The sequence below is a fragment of the Rhodococcus sp. SORGH_AS_0303 genome, assembly GCF_030819335.1.
In the GTDB taxonomy this organism is placed as follows: Bacteria; Actinomycetota; Actinomycetes; order Mycobacteriales; family Mycobacteriaceae; genus Rhodococcoides.
This window is the reverse complement of sequence record NZ_JAUTBO010000001.1, coordinates 349,072-367,868: the sequence shown is the minus strand read 5'-3', so window position 1 is coordinate 367,868 and position 18,797 is coordinate 349,072. Positions and strand designations below refer to the sequence as shown.

General features: G+C 69.0%; 15 protein-coding genes and 6 pseudogenes. 20 read left to right on the top strand and 1 reads right to left on the bottom strand.

Annotation, left to right across the window (positions count from 1 at the left end):
- Positions 1–27 precede the first annotated feature (27 nt).
- The 6 genes and pseudogenes from QE449_RS01730 (at position 28) to QE449_RS01705 (ending at position 5,413) form a co-directional block, all read left to right on the top strand.
- Positions 28–1,114: pseudogene (locus tag QE449_RS01730) on the top strand (PLP-dependent cysteine synthase family protein).
- Positions 1,111–1,914, top strand: coding sequence for a hypothetical protein (locus tag QE449_RS01725; protein ID WP_307108074.1), 804 nt, complete (start codon positions 1,111–1,113; stop codon positions 1,912–1,914). Before QE449_RS01730 ends, QE449_RS01725 begins: the two are co-directional and overlap by 4 nt.
- A gap of 10 nt (positions 1,915–1,924) precedes the next feature.
- Entirely contained in the window at positions 1,925–2,875 is a 951-nt protein-coding gene (locus tag QE449_RS01720) for an SGNH/GDSL hydrolase family protein (protein WP_307108073.1), read from the top strand.
- A gap of 40 nt (positions 2,876–2,915) precedes the next feature.
- Positions 2,916–4,158 (top strand): annotated as a pseudogene (locus QE449_RS01715) (dihydrolipoamide acetyltransferase family protein).
- A gap of 7 nt (positions 4,159–4,165) precedes the next feature.
- Positions 4,166–4,603, top strand: coding sequence for a GNAT family N-acetyltransferase (locus tag QE449_RS01710; RefSeq protein ID WP_307108072.1), 438 nt, complete (start codon positions 4,166–4,168; stop codon positions 4,601–4,603).
- Positions 4,604–4,617: 14 nt separating this feature from the next.
- A pseudogene (locus QE449_RS01705) lies at positions 4,618–5,413 on the top strand (SDR family NAD(P)-dependent oxidoreductase).
- Here QE449_RS01705 and QE449_RS01700 read toward each other — a convergent pair.
- Positions 5,389–6,232 (bottom strand): annotated as a pseudogene (locus tag QE449_RS01700) (DUF5996 family protein). The pseudogenes QE449_RS01705 and QE449_RS01700 overlap by 25 nt on opposite strands.
- 120 nt (positions 6,233–6,352) lie before the next feature.
- On the opposite strand from QE449_RS01700, the gene QE449_RS01695 reads away from it, so the two are divergent.
- The 14 genes and pseudogenes from QE449_RS01695 to nuoK all read left to right on the top strand — a co-directional run bounded on the left by QE449_RS01695 (position 6,353) and on the right by nuoK (position 18,796).
- Positions 6,353–7,303, top strand: a complete 951-nt coding sequence (locus QE449_RS01695) for a ring-cleaving dioxygenase (protein WP_056440995.1) — start codon at positions 6,353–6,355, stop codon at positions 7,301–7,303.
- Positions 7,300–7,929, top strand: a complete 630-nt coding sequence (locus QE449_RS01690) for an MSMEG_1061 family FMN-dependent PPOX-type flavoprotein (RefSeq protein ID WP_027506040.1) — start codon at positions 7,300–7,302, stop codon at positions 7,927–7,929. The genes QE449_RS01695 and QE449_RS01690 overlap by 4 nt, the downstream gene beginning before the upstream one ends.
- A gap of 87 nt (positions 7,930–8,016) precedes the next feature.
- Positions 8,017–8,409: a hypothetical protein gene (locus QE449_RS01685; RefSeq protein WP_222646419.1), complete on the top strand. Its 393-nt coding sequence runs from the start codon at positions 8,017–8,019 to the stop codon at positions 8,407–8,409.
- 180 nt (positions 8,410–8,589) lie between these two features.
- Entirely contained in the window at positions 8,590–8,949 is a 360-nt protein-coding gene (locus QE449_RS01680; protein WP_027506038.1) for an NADH-quinone oxidoreductase subunit A, read from the top strand.
- Between the two features lie 27 nt (positions 8,950–8,976).
- Positions 8,977–9,531 carry an NADH-quinone oxidoreductase subunit B family protein gene (locus QE449_RS01675; protein ID WP_027506037.1) on the top strand — a complete coding sequence of 185 codons (555 nt, stop codon included), beginning with the start codon at positions 8,977–8,979 and terminating at the stop codon, positions 9,529–9,531.
- Positions 9,528–10,175: an NADH-quinone oxidoreductase subunit C gene (locus QE449_RS01670; RefSeq protein WP_222632355.1), complete on the top strand. Its 648-nt coding sequence runs from the start codon at positions 9,528–9,530 to the stop codon at positions 10,173–10,175. Before QE449_RS01675 ends, QE449_RS01670 begins: the two co-directional genes overlap by 4 nt.
- A pseudogene (gene nuoD, locus QE449_RS01665) lies at positions 10,175–11,486 on the top strand (NADH dehydrogenase (quinone) subunit D). Before QE449_RS01670 ends, nuoD begins: the two are co-directional and overlap by 1 nt.
- Positions 11,483–12,331, top strand: coding sequence for an NADH-quinone oxidoreductase subunit NuoE (gene nuoE / locus QE449_RS01660; RefSeq protein WP_082544271.1), 849 nt, complete (start codon positions 11,483–11,485; stop codon positions 12,329–12,331). Before nuoD ends, nuoE begins: the two are co-directional and overlap by 4 nt.
- Positions 12,328–13,644, top strand: coding sequence for an NADH-quinone oxidoreductase subunit NuoF (nuoF, locus tag QE449_RS01655; RefSeq protein WP_285186536.1), 1,317 nt, complete (start codon positions 12,328–12,330; stop codon positions 13,642–13,644). Before nuoE ends, nuoF begins: the two co-directional genes overlap by 4 nt.
- A pseudogene (locus QE449_RS01650) lies at positions 13,641–16,017 on the top strand (NADH-quinone oxidoreductase subunit G). The gene nuoF and the pseudogene QE449_RS01650 overlap by 4 nt, the downstream one beginning before the upstream one ends.
- On the top strand, positions 16,014–17,288 hold the full coding sequence (nuoH, locus tag QE449_RS01645) for an NADH-quinone oxidoreductase subunit NuoH (RefSeq protein WP_307108071.1): 1,275 nt from the start codon (positions 16,014–16,016) through the stop codon (positions 17,286–17,288). Before QE449_RS01650 ends, nuoH begins: the two are co-directional and overlap by 4 nt.
- Positions 17,281–17,805 (top strand): NADH-quinone oxidoreductase subunit NuoI, encoded by a 525-nt coding sequence (nuoI, locus tag QE449_RS01640; protein WP_027506032.1) that lies wholly within the window; start codon positions 17,281–17,283, stop codon positions 17,803–17,805. The genes nuoH and nuoI overlap by 8 nt, the downstream gene beginning before the upstream one ends.
- Entirely contained in the window at positions 17,802–18,500 is a 699-nt protein-coding gene (locus QE449_RS01635) for an NADH-quinone oxidoreductase subunit J (RefSeq protein ID WP_307108070.1), read from the top strand. Before nuoI ends, QE449_RS01635 begins: the two co-directional genes overlap by 4 nt.
- Entirely contained in the window at positions 18,497–18,796 is a 300-nt protein-coding gene (gene nuoK, locus QE449_RS01630) for an NADH-quinone oxidoreductase subunit NuoK (RefSeq protein ID WP_056440973.1), read from the top strand. The genes QE449_RS01635 and nuoK overlap by 4 nt, the downstream gene beginning before the upstream one ends.
- Position 18,797: the final 1 nt, after the last annotated feature.

The window sequence follows — 18,797 nt, the reverse complement described above, 5'->3', positions numbered from 1 at the left end:
ACCGAGCGGGGCCGCGCGTCGGACAGAATGACCGTCATGAGAATCGAGGACCGTTCCTGGGTGGAGAACGCGCTGCGCATCGTCGAGGCCGACGCGAACCGCAGCGCGGACACTCATCTGCATCCCTTCCCACTGCCGGCCGAGTGGGGCATCGATCTCTACCTCAAGGACGAGTCGGTCCACCCCACCGGATCGCTCAAGCATCGGCTCGCGCGGTCGCTCTTCCTCTTCGGCCTGGCCAACGGGGACATCGGGCCCCGCACCACGCTCGTCGAGGCGTCGTCCGGGTCGACCGCCGTGTCGGAGGCGTACTTCGCCCGGCTCATCGGCCTCGAGTTCGTCGCGGTCATGCCGGCCACCACCAGCCCGACGAAGATCGCGCTGATCGAGCGCTACGGCGGCATCTGTCGCCTCGTCGAGCACTCGGGTGCCGTGTACGACGTCGCGGAGGAACTGGGTGCGCAGAAGGACTGGCTGTATCTCGACCAGTTCACCAATGCGTCGGTGGTCACCGACTGGCGCGGCAACAACAGCATCGCCGCCTCCATCTTCGATCAGATGGCCCTCGAACGGTTCCCCGTCCCCACCTGGGTGGTGGTCGGCGCCGGCACCGGTGGCACCAGCGCGACCATCGGCCGGTACTGCCGCTACCGGCGCGTGCCCACCCGGGTGTGCGTCGTCGACCCCGAGGGATCCGCGTTCTTCGAGGCGTGGCGCGACGACACCCGCGACGCCGTCGGCACCGGATCGCGCATCGAGGGAATCGGTCGGCCCCGCGTCGAGCCGTCGTTCGTCCCCGCCGTCATCGAACACATGGTGCAGATCCCCGACGCCGCCTCGGTGGCGGCCGTCCGCATGCTCGACCAAGGTGACGGGCCTGCACGCCGGTGGATCGACCGGGACCAACCTCGTCGGCGCGTTCCGGTTGGCAGCGGACATGAAGGCTCGCGGAGAGCAGGGGAGCATCGTCACGCTGCTGTGCGACGGGGGAGAGCGCTACGAGGGCACCTACTACGACGACGCCTGGGTGAGAAGCCACGGCATGAACCTCGACGCACACCGCGCCTGCATCGACCACTTCCTCGCGACAGGCGTCTGGTCGGAATCCGTGTGATGACCCTCTACTCGGAGCTGCCCGCCCGCCGGACCCGCCAGGTGGTCGCCGACGTGGTGGTCGCGGTGTGGACCGTGGTCTGGATCCGGGTGGGCTCGGCGCTGCACGACGCGGTGATGGCGTTGGCGGCGCCCGGACGCGAGATCGCCGACGCCGGAAGCGGACTGGAGAACAACCTCCGGTCCGCGGGCGAACGGGTGTCCTCCGTCCCACTCATCGGTGACGACGTCCGCACACCGTTCGACCGGGCCGGGGACGCCGGCGCCGCACTGCGCGGCGCAGGTGAGGCGCAGGTCGCGGCGGTCGAGGCGCTGGCGTCGTTCCTCGGTGTCACCGTCGCCCTGCTCCCCATCGTCGCGCTGCTGCTCCTGTGGCTCCCGCGGCGGATCCGCTTCGCCCGGCAGGCCACCGCCGCGGCGGCGCTGCTCCGGTCCGGCGCCGACCTCGACCTCTTCGCGCTGCGTGCTCTCGCGCGGCGACCGCTGACGGAACTGACGCACATCCATCCCGATCCCGCCGGCGCCTGGCGCGCGGGCGACCCCGCCGTGGTCCGCTCGCTCGCGGCGCTCGAACTGGCGGCGGTAGGGATGCGTGCACCCGGTCCCGACCTTTCGACGTCCGACGGCGCCACGGCCGTTTACGCTGAGTCCATGGCCGAGAAGACGACGACGAACGACTCCACCGACGAGCCCAAGGGCGGTCGACCCGGACCCGCCGATCAGGGCGGCGCCGGCGGTATGGCGACGCGGGAGAACGCACCCGACGTCGCGGAGTCGGAAGCATCGAACGACGCCGACTAGGACTGCGCGCATGTCGACACGCCGACTCGTCGTTGCAGTGTCGGCTGCCGCCGCCGCGAGCACTCTGTCCGCCGCTCCCGCGACCGCCGCGCCGGCACCCGGTGCGTATGTCGCGCTGGGAGATTCGTTCTCCGCCGGCAGCGGAATCGCACCGCAGACACCGTCCGGGATCTGCGGCCGGTCCGCGGTGAACTACCCCACGCTCGTCGCTCGCGAACTCGGCATCGACACGGTGCGCGACGTGACGTGCGGCGCCGCGGAGAGCGAGAACCTCGCGGGACCGCAGACCGGGCTCGGCGGCGGAGTCGCCGCACCGCAGTTCGACGCGCTCGGTCCGGACACCACGCTCGTCACCCTGGGAATCGGCGGCAACGACATCCAGTTGGTTCAGCTCGCGGCGGGCTGTATCAGCGTGCTCCCGGCTCCTCTGACGCCGTCGTGCTCCGATCGTCCGGACACCTACAGCGACCGTATCGACGCCTTCGCCGCGACGTACGACACGATCCTCGACGAGATCGCCCGCCGGGCGCCGGCCGCGCAGGTGGTGATGGTCGGGTATCCCACCGGCATCCGGCCCGGTGGCTGCCTCGACTCGCAGCCCGTGCGGCCCGCGGACGCGACCTACCTACAGGCCCGCATCGATCAGCTCAACTCGGTGATGAGTCGCGCCGCCGCCGCGCACGACGCCACGTTCGTCGACCTCGCGCCGACCACCCGTGACCACGACGTGTGCGCCGCCGACAGCTGGATGGTCGGCGCGGTGCCGACGTCTCCGGACGCGGTGGTGCCGCTGCACCCCACGGCGGAAAGTCACGAGAACACCGCGCGCGAGATCGTGGCCGCACTGCGCTGGCGCACGGTGCACGACCGACCGCCTCGCTCGACCGCCGCCGTTGGTCATCGTGCTCACTCGGTCGGCCGTCTCTTGCGCACTGTGCGGCTTGGTGATTGTGTGACCTGACACACAGCGTTCACGAGTGCACTCACGAGGAGCATCCGCCATGTCCACGGTCAAGACATTCCTGCTGCCGGACCTCGGCGAGGGGCTCGCCGACGCCGAGCTGCTCACCTGGTCGGTCGACGTCGGCGACACCATCACGCTCAACCAGACCATCGCCGAGGTCGAGACTGCGAAGGCGTCCGTCGAACTGCCGTCTCCCTATGCCGGCGTGGTCGTGGCGCGGCACGCCGAGGAGGGCACCACCATCGACGTGGGCGCACCGTTCCTCGACATCGAGGTGGCGGGTCCGGCGACGACCGGTCCGGCCTCGCCCGACACCGCCGACGAGGCGGCAGCCGACGCGCGTCCCGAGCCGTCGGTCGAGAAGGCGGAGTCCGAGACGGTCGAGGCCGCGCCGACGCGGACGCCCGTCCTCGTCGGCTACGGCGTCGCGGAGGAGACATCGAGTCGACGGCCCCTGGCCGCGCCGCCGGTACGCAAGGAAGCGCGCGAGCGCGGTATCGACCTCGCGACCGTGGCCCCGACGGGACCGCACGGCAACGTGACCCGCGACGACCTGGCCGTCTCCTCCGCGCCGCACGCGGACGAGGAGCGCACGCCGATCAAGGGCGTCCGCAAGCACACCGCCGAGGCCATGGTGCGCAGCGCGTTCACCGCGCCGCACGTCACCGAGTTCGTCACCGTCGACGTCACACCGATGATGGAGTTGCTCGACGAGCTGAAGGCGAGCCCACTGCTGGCCGGTGTCCGCGTGACGCCGCTCGCTCTCGTCGCGAAGGCCCTGCTCATCGCCGTCCGGGAGCACCCGAGCCTCAACTCGTCGTGGGACGAGGCGGCGAACGAGATCGTCACCAAGAAGTACGTGAACCTCGGTATCGCCGCGGCGACACCGCGCGGGCTGATGGTTCCCAACATCAAGAACGCGCAGACCCTCGGATTCCGCGACCTGTGCTCGTCACTGTCCGCGCTCACCGCCGTCGCCAAGGAGGGGAAAGACCGGTCCGGCGGAACTCGCCGACGGGACCATCACGATCACCAACATCGGCGTGTTCGGCATCGATTCGGGCACACCGATCCTCACGCCCGGCGAAGCCGCCATCCTGTGCTTCGGGGCCGTCCGGCGTCAGCCGTGGGAGTACCGCGGGGAGATCGCGCTGCGGCACGTCACGACCCTCAGTCTGTCGTTCGATCACCGGCTCGTCGACGGCGAACAGGGCTCGACATTTCTGTCCACCGTCGCGACCCTGCTCTCGGATCCGGTGGGGTTCGCGGCCCTGGGATAGTGGTGCGGTGACCAGCATCCATCACGCCACCGTTCGAGACGTCGATCCCGTTGCGCTGTACCGCGTCCTGCAGTTGCGCACCGAGGTGTTCATCCACGAGCAGGGCATCGTCGGCGAGCAGGAGATCGACGGGCGCGATCTCGAACCCACGACCACCTTGTTCTGGTCGGAGGAGCCGAACGGCGACGTGCTCGCGACACTGCGGGTGCTGCAGGACGAGGTGCCGGCCCACATCGGCCGCGTCGCCACGGCGTCGGCGGCACGCGGACGCGGGCTGGCCGCCGACCTGGTGCGGGCGGCGATCGAGTTCGCGGGCACCGACGTCGCGATCTCCGCCCAGGCCTACCTGGAGGAGTGGTACGGGCGCCTCGGCTTCGTGCGCACCGGGCCGAACTATCTGGAGGCAGGAATAGACCACCTGCCGATGCTGCTGACCCGTACCTGACACCAGGAGGACACATGCAGATCGATCTGAGCGGCCGGACAGCCCTCGTCACGGGTTCCACGCAGGGCATCGGCTACGCCATCGCCGTCGGCCTCGCCCGAGCGGGAGCGACCGTGCTGATCAACGGCCGGTCCGACGCGTCCGTCGGTGCGGCACTCGACCGTCTCACCGCGGAGGTACCCGACGCGACGGTCGTCGCGGCCCCGGCGGACGTCAGCACGGAGGACGGCACACGCGCCCTGGTGCAGGCACACCCCGATGTCGACGTCCTGGTGAACAATCTCGGAATCTTCGGCGCCACAACGGCTCTGGAGATCGACGACGACGAGTGGCGCCGCTATTTCGAGGTCAACGTCCTCGCCGCCGTGCGTCTGATCCGCGCCTACCTTCCGGGTATGAAGGACCGGGGCTGGGGCCGGATCCTGTCGATCGCCAGCGACTCGGCCGTCGTGATTCCGGCCGAGATGATTCATTACGGCATGTCCAAGACCGCGCTGCTCGCGGTGTCGCGCGGCTTCGCGAAGGAGGCGGCCGGCTCGGGCGTGACCGTCAACTCCGTCATCGCCGGACCGACACACACGGGAGGTGTCGAGACCTTCGTCCGCGATCTGGTGGGCGACGAGTTGCCGTGGGACGAGGCGCAGCACGAGTTCATGGTGAAGTACCGCCCGCAGAGCCTGATCCAGCGACTCATCGAGCCCGAGGAGATCGCCAACATGGTGGTCTACCTCAGTTCACCTCTCGCGTCGGCCACCACGGGCGGCGCCACTGCGCGTCGACGGCGGCTACGTGGACTCGATCCTGCCCTGACCGTCGGGCCACTCCGCGAGGTCCGCGGCGATGCGTGCAGTGCTCTCGAGGAACTCCCGCAGCAGGGCGTCGCCGTCCTCGGCCTCACGCACCGCCGAGTAGGGGAGCACGAACTCGCCGAGATCGCGATCGAAGTACGCCTGCGCCGGCTCGACGACCGCGGTGTCGAAGCCGTCGGGTTGCGGGTAGGCGTACGAGTAGAAGATGCCCTCCGACGCCCCGCCGGGCCAGTACCCGGCGCTGGACACCTCCTCGTTGTAGGCCTCGTGCATCACCCAGTCGGGGCAGTTGGGCACCCCGCCCGGGTGCTGCGCCGCGGGGCGACCCGAGAACCGGGTCACCGCCAGGTCGAAGGCCCCCCAGAAGAAGTGGGACGGACTGGACTTCCCGCGGAACCCGCCGCGGAACGCAGAGAACACCCGATGCGCCGACACCAGCGAGCGCCAGTATCGCGTCATCGCCCTCGGCGTCGTAGCTGGCATGCACGGTGTCCTCGGCGAACGGGATCGACGGGTCGACCTCGACAGGGGAGCCCATGATCGAGACGTGGACCCCGAGCGCCTCGAGGTGGGCGAAGAACTCGTCGTGGAAGTCCGCGACCGTGCGCGGCCGCAACTCCATCTCGCGTGCGTCGCCCCACGTGGTCTCGATGGTAAGCCGGTGTCGGAGGAAGTCGAAGCGGATCTCGACTCCGCCGCCTCGGTAGGGCATGAGCGAGGTGGTGAGTCCGGACGCATCGACGTAGGACGTCACGCCCCACCAGTGGTTGAGCGGCGGAGCCAGAGCCATGCGCACCTTGCCGACGATCTGCGTCCACATGTGCACGGTGTCGCGGGTGTCCTGCCACGAGTCCACGACGAGTTCCGGCCAGGCATCGTTCGTTTCGGTCACTGCATCCCTTTCACGGAGATATCGGCGCACACGTAGGACGATGGTCCCATGACGACACTCGCCCCTCTCGGTCTTCACCACGTCACCGCCATCGCGTCGGACCCCGGCCGGAACGTGGAGTTCTACACGCGCGTGCTCGGCCTGCGGTTGGTGAAGCAGACCGTCAACTTCGACGACCCCGGCACCTACCACCTGTATTACGGGGACTTCCGCGGTAGCCCGTCGTCGCTCATCACCTTCTTCCCGTGGAAGGACGTCGAGCGCGGACGACAGGGAACCGGACTCGCGACCTCGACAGCGTTCAGCGTTCCGGGCTCGTCGCTGTCCTTCTGGCACGACCGGCTCCGGGAGCTGAACGTGCGCGTCGAGGCGCCGGTGACCCGCGGCGACGACGAGGTCCTGCGCCTGTACGACCACGACGGCATGGTCCTCGACCTGATCGCCTCCGACGGGGACACCCGCTCCGGCTGGGACGGCGTGGCATCGGTGCCCACCGAACACGCGGTGCGCGGACTGCACTCGGTCACCCTCACCGAGACGACACTCGACGCGACAGCCGAGCTGCTCACCGACCGGATGAGCATGACCGTCGCGGCGGACGGTGCCGCGAGCGCGCGGTTCGCCATGGCCGCGGGCGGCGCGGGCGCGCTGGTCGACGTCGTCACCGACCGCAGCGACCGTGGTCTGCAGGCAGGCGGCACCGTTCACCACGTCGCCTTCCGTGCGCCCGACCACGAGACGCTCACCGCCTGGCGCACCGAGCTGGTCGACAGCGGCGCGCACGTCACCGAGATCCTGGACCGGCAGTATTTCCAGTCGATCTACTTCCGGGAGCCGGGCGGCGTGCTGTTCGAGATCGCGACCGAGGCGCCGGGATTCGACGTCGACGAGCCACTGCTCGAACTCGGGCGCTCGTTGAAGCTGCCGCCGTGGCTCGAGCCGACGCGGGAGCAGATCGAGCAGAATCTCCCGGCACTCCCGGTGGGTGACGCGTCGTGACGTGGACACAGGTGACCGACGGCGAGACGCTGACGGCGATGTTCGGCACGCCGAGCTTCCGCGCCGCCCACAAGGATCGCCCCCGGCTGCATCCGCTCGACCGCGACTTCCTCGCGGCCTCGCCGTTCTGCCTGGTGGCCACCGCCGACGAGACCGGACGGTGCGACGTCTCGCCGAAGGGAGACCCGCCCGGCTCGCTGGTGCACGTCCTCGACGACGCCACCATCGCGCTGGCGGAACGGCCCGGCAACAAGCGGATGGACGGGTACCGCAACGTGCTGAGCAACCCGTTCGTGGGTCTCGACTTCCTGGTTCCCGGACGCGGGGACACGCTGCGCATCAACGGCCGCGCGCGGTTGATCTCCGACGCGCCGTTCTTCGACGACCTCGTGGTCAAGGGACACCGCCCGATCCTCGCGCTCGTCGTCGACATCGAGCAGGTCTTCCATCACTGCGCCAAGGCGTTCCTGCGGTCACGGCTGTGGGAGCCGGACACCTGGAATCCGTCGGTGCTGCCGACGGTCGCAGAGATCTCCAAGACGCTGATCCCCGACTCGCCGGAATCGCTCGAGGAGCTGCGGGCGTACTACGGGCCGGCATACGAGGAGTCGCTGTACCGGTCGTAGATGCGCTCCGCGCCTGTGCGCCTCTTGCGCATCCAGGCATACGCAAAAGGCGCACGGGCGCGAAGCGCACTGGGTAACGTCCCACCCGTGGCGGACGCAACGTTGTCGGTGCTGATCTACAGCAGCCACGCGTCCACGCGGGCGCTCGTCCACCAGGCGCTGGGCCGTCGCCCGCACCCCGACCTGCCCGAGATCGAGTATCTCGACGTGGCGACGGCGCCCGTCGTGATCGAGCACCTGGATCGCGGCGGTGTCGATCTGGTGATCCTCGACGGCGAGAGCGCTCCCGTCGGCGGGCTGGGCCTCGCGAAGCAACTGCGCGACGAGATCGACCCGTGTCCACCACTTCTCGTGCTCACCGGCCGCCCCGACGATGCGTGGTTGGCCACCTGGTCGCGTGCCGACGCGTCGGTGTCGCACCCCATCGACCCACTCGAACTCGGCCGCGCCGTGGTGGGACTGCTCCGCGACCCTGCCTGAGGCCCCGCCGGATCTCCGATCTGTGACGCCGCGGGGGATCACCGATTCGCGACGATTGTGAGCCCGAGTCACCAAACCGGACCCATCGCGACGAAAAAGTCCTACTGTGTGGCACAGATCACCTCGAGGCGTAGGGCGGTTCCGGTCGGAACCCACGACACGGGCAGGAGTTCGAGTGGCATGAACGCATATGTGCCGGTCCTCGTTCTCGGCGCGATCGCGGTCGCCTTCGCGCTGTTCTCGGTCCTCGTGGCATCGGAAGTGGGACCGAAGCGATACAACCGCGCCAAGCTCGACGCGTACGAATGTGGCGTCGAGCCCACCCCGCAGCACATCGGCGGCGGTCGCTTTCCGGTCAAGTTCTACCTCACCGCAATGCTTTTCATCATCTTCGACATCGAGATCGTGTTCCTGTACCCGTGGGCTGTGCACTTCGAGGCACTGGGTGTGTTCGGTCTCGCCGCGATGGCCCTGTTCATCGTCAACGTTTCCGTCGCCTACGCATACGAGTGGCGTCGTGGAGGTCTCAGCTGGGACTGATCCACTCGCCGTGGAAGAAGTGATCGCATGGGATTGGAAGAGAAGCTGCCGAGCGGCTTCCTGCTGACCACTGTCGAAGGCCTCGCCGGCTTCGCCCGCAAGGGGTCTCTGTGGCCCGCGACCTTCGGACTGGCGTGCTGTGCGATCGAGATGATGTCGACGACGTCCGGCCGGTTCGATCTCGCCCGGTTCGGTATGGAAGCCTTCCGCGCCTCCCCCCGCCAGGCCGATCTCATGATCGTCGCGGGACGGGTGAGCCAGAAGATGGCACCGGTGCTCCGGCAGGTGTACGACCAGATGGCCGAGCCGAAATGGGTTCTGGCGATGGGTGTCTGCGCATCCTCGGGAGGAATGTTCAACAACTACGCCATCGTGCAGGGCGTCGACCACGTGGTACCGGTCGACATCTATCTGCCCGGTTGTCCGCCGCGGCCCGAGATGCTGATCAACGCCATCCTGCAGTTGCACGCGTCGATCCAGGCGATGCCGCTGGGCGTCGACCGCGAGAGGGCCATCGCCGAGACCGAGAAGGCCGCGCTGAGTTCTCCGTCCGTCATCGACGCGAAGACGCTGCTGCGATGAGAGCGCGGGGCATGTTCGGAGTGCGCGGTTCGGGCGACACGTCGGGTTACGGCCGACTGGCGCCGCCGAAACCCCGACACGACAACGCGAGTCGACCGTTCGGTGGGGACCACGACGTCGTGGCGGACGCACTGGAGTCGGCGCTCGCGGCTCGGGACGAACGTTGGGACGACGCCGTCGAGCGTGCCGTGCTCCACCGCGGTGAGCTGACTCTGCACATCGCGCGTACGCACCTGCCCGCTGTCGCGTCCGCGCTACGCGACGACGAGGCACTCCGCTTCGAACTGTGCCTCGGTGTCAGTGGCGTCCACCAGCCCGGTGAGACCGGACGCGAGCTGCACGCCGTCTACCATCTGCAGTCCATCACGCACGGTCGTCGGTTGCGTCTCGAAGTGTCAGTGCCGGAGTCCGACCCGCACATTCCGTCGCTGTGCGGCATCTACCCCACCACCGACTGGCACGAGCGCGAGACGTACGACTTCTTCGGCATCGAGTTCGACGGGCACCCGTCCCTGACACGCATCGAGATGCCCGACGACTGGGTGGGGCACCCGCAACGCAAGGACTACCCGCTGGGCGGCATCCCGGTGGAGTTCAAGGGCGCGCGGATCGCGCCCCCCGATCAGCGCAGGTCGTACAACTGATGACACTCGAGAAGGATCACACCACGCCGACCGTCTACACCGCGTCGGGCCAGGACTGGGACGAGATCGTCGACCTGGCCGGCACCGCCGGTGAGGAGCGCATCGTCGTCAACATGGGACCGCAGCACCCCTCCACGCACGGGGTCCTCCGCCTCATCCTCGAGATCGAGGGGGAGACCGTCACCGAGGCGCGGTGCGGAATCGGCTACCTGCACACCGGTATCGAGAAGAACCTCGAGTACCGGAACTGGACGCAGGGCGTCACCTACGTGACGCGGATGGACTACCTGTCGCCCTTCTTCAACGAGACGGCGTACTGCCTCGGCGTGGAGAAGCTGCTCGGCATCACCGACGACGTGCCGGAACGCGCGACCGTGATCCGGGTGTTGCTGATGGAACTCAACCGCATCTCCTCGCACCTGGTCGCTCTGGCCACCGGCGGCATGGAGCTCGGCGCGGTCACCGCCATGCTCTTCGGATTCCGGGAACGTGAACTGATCCTCGACATCTTCGAGACGATCACGGGCCTGCGGATGAATCACGCGTTCGTCCGGCCGGGCGGGCTGGCGATGGACCTGCCCGACGACGCCGTGCCGAAGATCCGGGACCTGCTGCACCTGTTGCCGATCCGCCTGCGCGACATGAGCGCGATGCTGGACGACAACCCCATCTGGAAGGGTCGGACCCGCGGCATCGGGTACCTCGATCTCACCGGGTGCATGGCACTCGGGATCACCGGTCCGGTGCTGCGTGCCACGGGCTTGCCCCACGATCTCCGTCGCGCGGAGCCCTACTGCGGCTACGAGACCTACGAGTTCGACGTGATCACCGAACAGGAGAGTGACTGCTACGCGCGGTATCTCATCCGTGTCGACGAGATGAGCGAGTCGCTGAAGATCGTCGAACAGTGCCTCGACCGACTGGCGCCGGGGCCCGTGATGGTGTCGGACAAGAAGATCGCGTGGCCTGCGGACCTGGTCTCGGGCCCCGACGGACTGGGCAACTCCCGCGAGCACGTGCAGAAGATCATGGACGGATCGATGGAATCGCTGATCCACCATTTCAAGCTCGTCACCGAGGGCATCCGCGTGCCCGAGGGACAGGTGTACGTCGCGGTGGAGTCACCCCGCGGCGAGCTGGGTGTGCACATGGTCTCCGACGGTGGATCCCGGCCCTACCGTGTGCACTTCCGGGGACCCGTCGTTCACCAATCTGCAGGCCGTCGCGGCGATGTGCGAGGGCGGCATGGTGTCCGACGTGATCGCGTCCGTGGCGAGCATCGATCCCGTGATGGGTGGGGTGGACCGATGAGCGCACGGGAACCGGTGGCGATACCCTTCGGACCCCGTCCGGAGGAACGCGTCCAACTCGTGCGACCAGGCGCCCGGCGGACCTACCCCGAGGACGTGCTGGCTCGCCTCGAGGCGGACGCCGCCACCATCGTGGCCCGCTACCCGCGCGCCCGGTCCGCGATCATCCCGATCCTTCATCTGCTCCAGGCCGAGGACGGGTACCTCACCCCCGCCGCGATCGACTTCTGTTCGCACACACTCGACCTCACGGGTGCCGAGGTCGCGGCGGTGGCGACGTTCTACTCGATGTACCGCCGCGAGCCGACAGGCGACTACCTCGTCGGCGTGTGCACCAACACTCTCTGCGCCGTGATGGGCGGGGACGCCATTCACGAGGCCCTCGTCGACCACCTCGACGGCGTCACGGACGGCACCGTGACGCTCGAACACATCGAGTGCAACGCCGCCTGCGACTACGCACCGGTGGTGATGGTGAACTGGGAGTTCTTCGACAACCAGACTCCCGAGTCGGCGCGCACGCTGGTCGACGAACTCCGCGCCGGGCGCCCGGTCACCCCGACGCGCGGTGCGACCCTGTGCACCTTCCGCGAGACCTCGCGCATCCTGGCGGGCTTCCCTGACACCCGGCCCGGCGCGCTCGACGCACCGACCGCAGGCGAGGCGACGCTGGCAGGCCTGCGTGTCGCGCGGGAGAAGGACATGCGCGCCCCCGATCACGCGGAACCCGACGCGGCGGCGGCAGCCGAGCCGCCGACGGACTCCACCCCGGACAAGCCCGCGCCCGCCCCGTCGGCCGATGTGCCCCGCCCGGACGGCACTGCAGCGAAGGAGGCCCGGCCGTGACACTCACCCCGGTTCTGAGCCGCTACTGGGACGAGCCCGAGTCCTGGACTCTGGACACCTACCGCCGCCACGGCGGGTACGACGGTCTCGCCGCAGCCCTGGCGATGACACCCGACGAGGTGATCGGCACGGTCAAGGACTCGGGCCTGCGTGGTCGCGGCGGCGCCGGCTTCCCCACCGGCACGAAGTGGAGCTTCATCCCCCAGGACGGCCCGACACCCGCGAACCAGACCGTGCCGCACTACCTGGTGGTGAACGCCGACGAGTCGGAGCCGGGCACGTGCAAGGACATGCCGCTGCTGATGGCCACACCCCACGCGCTGGTCGAGGGCATCGTGATCGCGGCGTACGCCATCCGCTCGTCGCACGCGTTCGTCTACCTCCGCGGTGAGGTGGTGCCGGTGCTGCGGCGGCTGCAGGCCGCGGTCGCCGAGGCCTACGCCGCGGGGTATCTGGGCACGGACATCCAGGGCTCCGGGTTCGATCTGGACCTCGTCGTCCATGCGGGGGCGGGCGCCTACATCTGCGGCGAGGAGACCGCACTGCTCGACTCCCTCGAGGGGCGCCGCGGCCAGCCCCGGCTGCGGCCACCGTTCCCCGCCGTGGCGGGCCTCTACGCGAGCCCCACCGTCGTCAACAACGTCGAGTCCATCGCGAGTGTGCCGACGGTCCTGGCGCGCGGGACGCAATGGTTCCGCTCGATGGGCAGTGAGAAGTCACCCGGCTTCACGCTGTACTCGCTCTCCGGCCACGTCACCCGCCCCGGACAGTACGAGGCGCCGCTCGGCATCACGTTGCGCGAGTTGCTCGAGCACGCGGGCGGTGTCCGCGCCGGGCACACGCTGAAGTTCTGGACACCCGGCGGATCCTCCACCCCGATTTTCACGGCCGAGCACCTCGACGTCCCGCTCGACTACGAGGGCGTGAGTGCCGCGGGATCGATGCTCGGCACGAAAGCACTCCAGATCTTCGACGAGACGACGTGCGTGGTCCGCGCGGTCCGTCGCTGGAGCGAGTTCTACGCGCACGAATCGTGCGGGAAGTGCACCCCGTGCCGCGAGGGCACCTACTGGCTGGTGCAGATACTCGCGCGCCTCGAGAACGGCACCGGATCGGAGGGTGACCTGCAGAAGCTGCTCGACGTCGCCGACAGCATCCTGGGAAAGTCGTTCTGCGCGTTGGGAGACGGGGCGGCCAGCCCCATCGTCTCGTCGATCGCCCACTTCCGGGACGAGTACGTGGCGCACGTGGAGCAGGGTGGATGCCCCTTCGATCCGCACCTCTCCACCCTGATGGCAGGACAACTGACATGACCGCGGTGCAGAACGACGGCGCGTGCGCCGAGACGACGGTGGACATCACCCTCGACGGCGTCCCGATGTCGGTCCCGAAGGGCACCCTGGTCATCCGGGCGGCCGAGATGCTCGGTGTGCAGATCCCGCGGTTCTGCGACCACCCGCTGCTCGACCCGGTCGGCGCGTGCCGGCAGTGCCTGGTCGACGTCGAGGGCCAACGCAAGCCCTTGGCGTCGTGCACCACCACGGTGTCCGACGGCATGGTGATCCGGACGCAGCACAGCTCGGAGATCGCCGAGAAGGCGCAGCGCGGAGTGATGGAACTGCTCCTGATCAACCATCCGCTCGACTGCCCGGTGTGCGACAAGGGTGGCGAGTGCCCGCTGCAGAACCAGGCCATGTCCACCGGCCGCACCGAGTCGCGCTTCACGGAGACCAAACGCACGTATCCCAAGCCGATCCCCCTGTCGACCGAGGTCCTGCTCGACCGGGAGCGGTGCGTCCTCTGCGCCCGGTGCACGCGCTTCTCCGAGCAGATCGCCGGTGACCCGTTCATCGATCTGCTCGAACGCGGTGCGCTGCAACAGGTCGGCATCTACGGCGCCGAGCCGTTCGAGTCGTACTTCTCCGGCAACACCGTGCAGATCTGCCCGGTGGGTGCACTCACCAACACCGCCTACCGATTCCGCGCGCGGCCCTTCGACCTGGTGTCGACTCCCAGCGTCTGCGAGCACTGCTCCAGTGGGGTGCGCCCAGCGCACGGACCATCGCCGCGGAAAGGTGTTGCGTCGGTTGGCCGGCGACGATCTCGAGGTCAACGAGGAATGGAGCTGCGACAAGGGCCGCTGGGCGTTCGCGTACGGCACGCTGCCCGATCGCCTCGACACCCCGCTGGTCCGACGCGGAACCACCCTCGAGCCCGCGTCGTGGTCGGAGGCCCTGGCGGTGGCCGCTCGGGGCCTGGCGGAGGCTCGCGGACACGCCGGGGTGCTCACCGGTGGCCGTCTCACCGTCGAGGACGCGTATGCCTACAGCAAGTTCGCGCGGATCGCGCTGGGTACCAACGACATCGACTTCCGGGCCCGCCAGACCTCCGAGGAGGAGACCGACTTCCTGTCCGCTCGGGTGGCCGGCCGCGGGATCGACGTCACGTACGCGGCACTCGAGGACGCACCGATCGTCGTCCTCGTGTCCTTCGAACCGGAGGAGGAGAGCCCCATCGTCTTCCTCCGCCTGCGGAAGGCAGTGCGCGGGGGACACACTCGCGTACTGACACTGGCGCCCTTCACGTCGCCCGGCAGCACGAAGCTGAGAGCCGACGTGCGTCCCACGGTGCCGGGGACGGAGGCCGCGGGGCTGGCGGACCCGGACGTGCTCGACCAGCTGCGCGTGCCGGGCGCGGTGATCCTCGTCGGCGAGCGCGCGGCGTCGAGCCCCGGCACCCTCGCCGCGGTCGCGCGCACCGCCGACACCACCGGCGCCCGCGTCGCGTGGATCCCCCGCCGTGCCGGTGACCGCGGCGCCCTCGACTCGGGTGCGTTCCCCACCCTCCTGCACGGAGGTCGCCGGGTGGACGACCCCGCGGCTCGGCACGCGGTGGCCGCGGCGTGGGGTGTCGACGATCTGCCGGCGACACCGGGCCGGGACACGGTCGGCATCCTCGGCGCCGACCTCCGCGCGCTCGTCGTGGCCGGTGTCGAGCTCGACGACCTCCCCGATCCCGAGGCGGCCCGCGCCGCGCTCGACCGAGCCCCCTTCGTCGTCGCACTGGATCTGCGCAGCAGCGAGGTGACCGACCGGGCCGACGTCGTGTTCCCGGTCGCCGCCGTCGCGCAGAAAGCCGGATCGTTCACCACCTGGGAAGGCCGCCGGCGCACGTTCGGAGCAGCACTCCCGACGCCGTCCATGATGGCCGACCTGCGGGTCCTCGACGCGATCGCCACCGAGATGGGTCACCGCCTCGGACTGCCGGACGCCGACGCGGCACGCCGCGAACTCGACGCGGCCGGGTCGGCACCCGGATCCCCCGACGTTCCGGACCGCGGCAGCGCGGCACCGACCGCCCTCGGCGCAGGAACCGCCGTACTGGCCGGCTGGCGGATGCTGCTCGACGCCGGGCGGATGCAGGACGGGGAGACCGATCTCGCCGGCACGGCGCGGACCCCCGTCGCCCGGCTGTCGCCCGCGACCGCGGCCGACACCGGGGTGTCCGACGGTGAGCCACTGACCGTCTCCACCGACTCGGGGTCGATCACGCTGCCGCTCCGCGTCACCGCCATGCCGGACCACGTGGTGTGGCTGCCGTGGAACTCGGCACCGTCCCGAGTGAGTGCGACCCTCCACGTCGCACCCGGTGCCGCCGTGCGTCTCTCGGCAGGAGCACCGTCATGACCGACCTCTCCGTCTTCGGGATCGACCCACTGTGGCTGGTCGTCGCCAAGGCGCTCGCCGTCTTCGGCTTCCTCGTGCTGACACCGCTCATCGCGATCTACGCCGAGCGCAAGGTCATGGCCTGGATGCAGATGCGCATCGGCCCCAATAGGGTCGGGCCGTGGGGCATCCTGCAGAGCCTCGCCGACGGTGTGAAGCTCGCCCTGAAGGAGGGGATCGTCCCGAGGGGCGTGGACCGTCCGATCTACCTGCTGGCACCGATCATCTCGGTCGTCCCCGCCTTCATGGCCTTCGCCGTGATCCCGTTCGGCCCCACCGTGTCGGTGTTCGGGCACATCACCCCGCTCCAGCTGACCGACATGCCCGTCGCGGTGCTCTACATCCTGGCCGTGACCTCGATCGGTGTGTACGGCATCGTCCTGGCCGGGTGGTCGTCCGGTTCCACGTATCCGCTTCTGGGAGCACTGCGCTCGACCGCGCAGGTGATCTCGTACGAGGTGGCCATGGGCCTGAGCTTCGCGGCCGTGTTCCTCTACGCGGGCACCATGTCGACGTCCGGCATCGTCGCCTCGCAGGAGCGCCTGTGGTTCGTCGTGATGCTGCTGCCGTCGTTCCTCGTCTACATCACCTCGATGGTGGGCGAGACCAACCGTGCGCCGTTCGATCTCCCCGAGGCGGAGGGCGAACTGGTCGGCGGATTCCACACCGAGTACTCCTCGCTCCGGTTCGCCATGTTCATGCTCGCGGAGTACGTGAACATGGTCACCGTCTCGGCGCTCGCGACCACGCTCTTTCTCGGCGGCTGGCGCGCCCCCTTCCCGATCAGCCTGTGGGACGGCGCCAATCAGGGCTGGTGGCCCGTTCTCTGGTTCACGATCAAGGTGTGGGGCTTCCTGTTCGTCTTCGTCTGGCTCCGCAGCACCCTGCCACGCCTGCGCTACGACCAGTTCATGAACTTCGGGTGGAAGGTGCTCATTCCCGCTGCGCTGCTGTGGATCATGGTCATCGCGGCCGTGCGCGTCCTCCTCCTCGACTCCCCGCACGTCCGGCCGGTCACCGTGGTGGTGTCACTGGTCTACACCGCCGCCCTGATCGCCGTGCTCGCCCGGACGCTACGGCGTGGGCGCCTGGAACGGACCCACTCCGGTGCGACGGCGGACCAGCAGAGGGTCGATGCCGCGGCGGGCGGGTTCCCCGTGCCTCCGATGCCGGACCGCTCACCCGGTCCGGCCCGCCGTCGACCCATCACCAAGGAGACGACCGATGCCTGAATTCCTCGGACCTGTGGCGGGTTTCGGCGTCACCTTCGCCACCATGTTCAAGAAGCCGGAGACCGAGTCGTATCCGGAGGAGAAGGTGCCGACGGCGACGCGGTACCACGGCCGTCACCAGCTCAATCGCTACGCGGACGGCCTGGAGAAGTGCATCGGCTGCGAACTGTGCGCGTGGGCGTGCCCCGCCGACGCCATCTACGTCGAGGGCGCCGACAACACGGAGACCGAGCGGTACTCGCCCGGCGAACGGTACGGGCGCGTCTACCAGATCAACTACCTGCGGTGCATCGGGTGCGGTCTGTGCATCGAGGCGTGCCCCACCCGCGCCCTGACCATGACCAACGAGTACGAGATGGCCGACGACAACCGCGCCGATCTGATCTACGAGAAGACCGATCTGTTGGCCTCGCTCGCCGAGGGGATGGACGCGCCCCCGCACGCCATGGCCGACGGCGCCACCGACGAGGACTACTACCGCGGGGCCGTCATCGCCCGGCGGGAGGCGGACCGATGATCGTCTCGACCTCCGAGGCCATCGCCTTCTGGATCCTCGCCCCGCTCGCTCTCATCGGCGCGCTGGGCGTCGTGGCGTCGGCGAAAGCCGTGTACTCGGCTCTGTTCCTGGCATCGACGATGGTGGTGCTCGCGATCTTCTACATCGTCCAGGGTGCCGTCTTCCTCGGTGTCGTCCAGATCGTGGTCTACACCGGCGCCGTGATGATGCTCTTCCTCTTCGTACTCATGCTCGTGGGGGTGGACTCGTCGGACTCGCTCGTCGAATCGCTACGGGGGCACCGCATCGCGGCCATCGTCGTGGGTCTCGGATTCGGTGTCCTGCTGATCGGGGGGCTCGGCAATGCCGCGCTGAACGACTTCCGCGGCTTCACCGCGCAGTCGCCGGCGAACGTCGAGGGGCTCGCCGAGCTGGTGTTCGTGCGCTACGTGTGGGCCTTCGAGCTCACCGGAGCGCTGCTCATCACTGCCACGATCGGTGCCATGGTGCTGACCCACCGGGACGCCGTCGGCCGGACCAGAACCCAGAAGGAGCTGTCGCAGGACAGGTTCCGCTTCGGAGACCGCGTGACACCGCTGCCGAGCCCGGGTGTCTACGCACGCCACAACGGTGTGGACCGGCCCGCTCGTCTCCCCGACGGCAGCGACGCCGAGTCGTCGGTCAGTCGGCAGTTCCGCGACGGGCCGAGCCGATGAACCCGGAGTACTACCTGTACCTGTCCGCGGCCCTGTTCACCATCGGCGCCGCCGGTGTCCTCCTGCGCCGCAACGCCATCGTCGTCTTCATGTGCATCGAGCTGATGCTCAACGCCGCGAACCTGGCCTTCGTGACGTTCTCGCGGATGCACGGCGGACTGGACGGACAGGTCTTCGCGTTCTTCACGATGGTCGTCGCCGCCGCCGAGGTGGTGGTGGGTCTGGCCGTCATCATGGCGATCTTCCGCTCTCGTCGATCCGTCTCGGTCGACGACGACAGTCTGTTGAAGTACTGAC

Excerpts from the sequence above, each read along its gene's own strand:
- QE449_RS01675 (WP_027506037.1), top strand. The coding sequence starts at position 8,977 with ATGGGATTGGAAGAGAAGCTGCCGAGCGGCTTCCTGCTGACCACTGTC.
- nuoI (WP_027506032.1), top strand. The coding sequence starts at position 17,281 with ATGCCTGAATTCCTCGGACCTGTGGCGGGTTTCGGCGTCACCTTCGCC.
- QE449_RS01670 (WP_222632355.1), top strand. The coding sequence starts at position 9,528 with ATGAGAGCGCGGGGCATGTTCGGAGTGCGCGGTTCGGGCGACACGTCG.
- QE449_RS01635 (WP_307108070.1), top strand. The coding sequence starts at position 17,802 with ATGATCGTCTCGACCTCCGAGGCCATCGCCTTCTGGATCCTCGCCCCG.
- QE449_RS01680 (WP_027506038.1), top strand. The coding sequence starts at position 8,590 with ATGAACGCATATGTGCCGGTCCTCGTTCTCGGCGCGATCGCGGTCGCC.
- QE449_RS01695 (WP_056440995.1), top strand. The coding sequence starts at position 6,353 with ATGACGACACTCGCCCCTCTCGGTCTTCACCACGTCACCGCCATCGCG.
- nuoH (WP_307108071.1), top strand. The coding sequence starts at position 16,014 with ATGACCGACCTCTCCGTCTTCGGGATCGACCCACTGTGGCTGGTCGTC.
- QE449_RS01720 (WP_307108073.1), top strand. The coding sequence starts at position 1,925 with ATGTCGACACGCCGACTCGTCGTTGCAGTGTCGGCTGCCGCCGCCGCG.
- nuoK (WP_056440973.1), top strand. The coding sequence starts at position 18,497 with ATGAACCCGGAGTACTACCTGTACCTGTCCGCGGCCCTGTTCACCATC.
- nuoE (WP_082544271.1), top strand. The coding sequence starts at position 11,483 with ATGAGCGCACGGGAACCGGTGGCGATACCCTTCGGACCCCGTCCGGAG.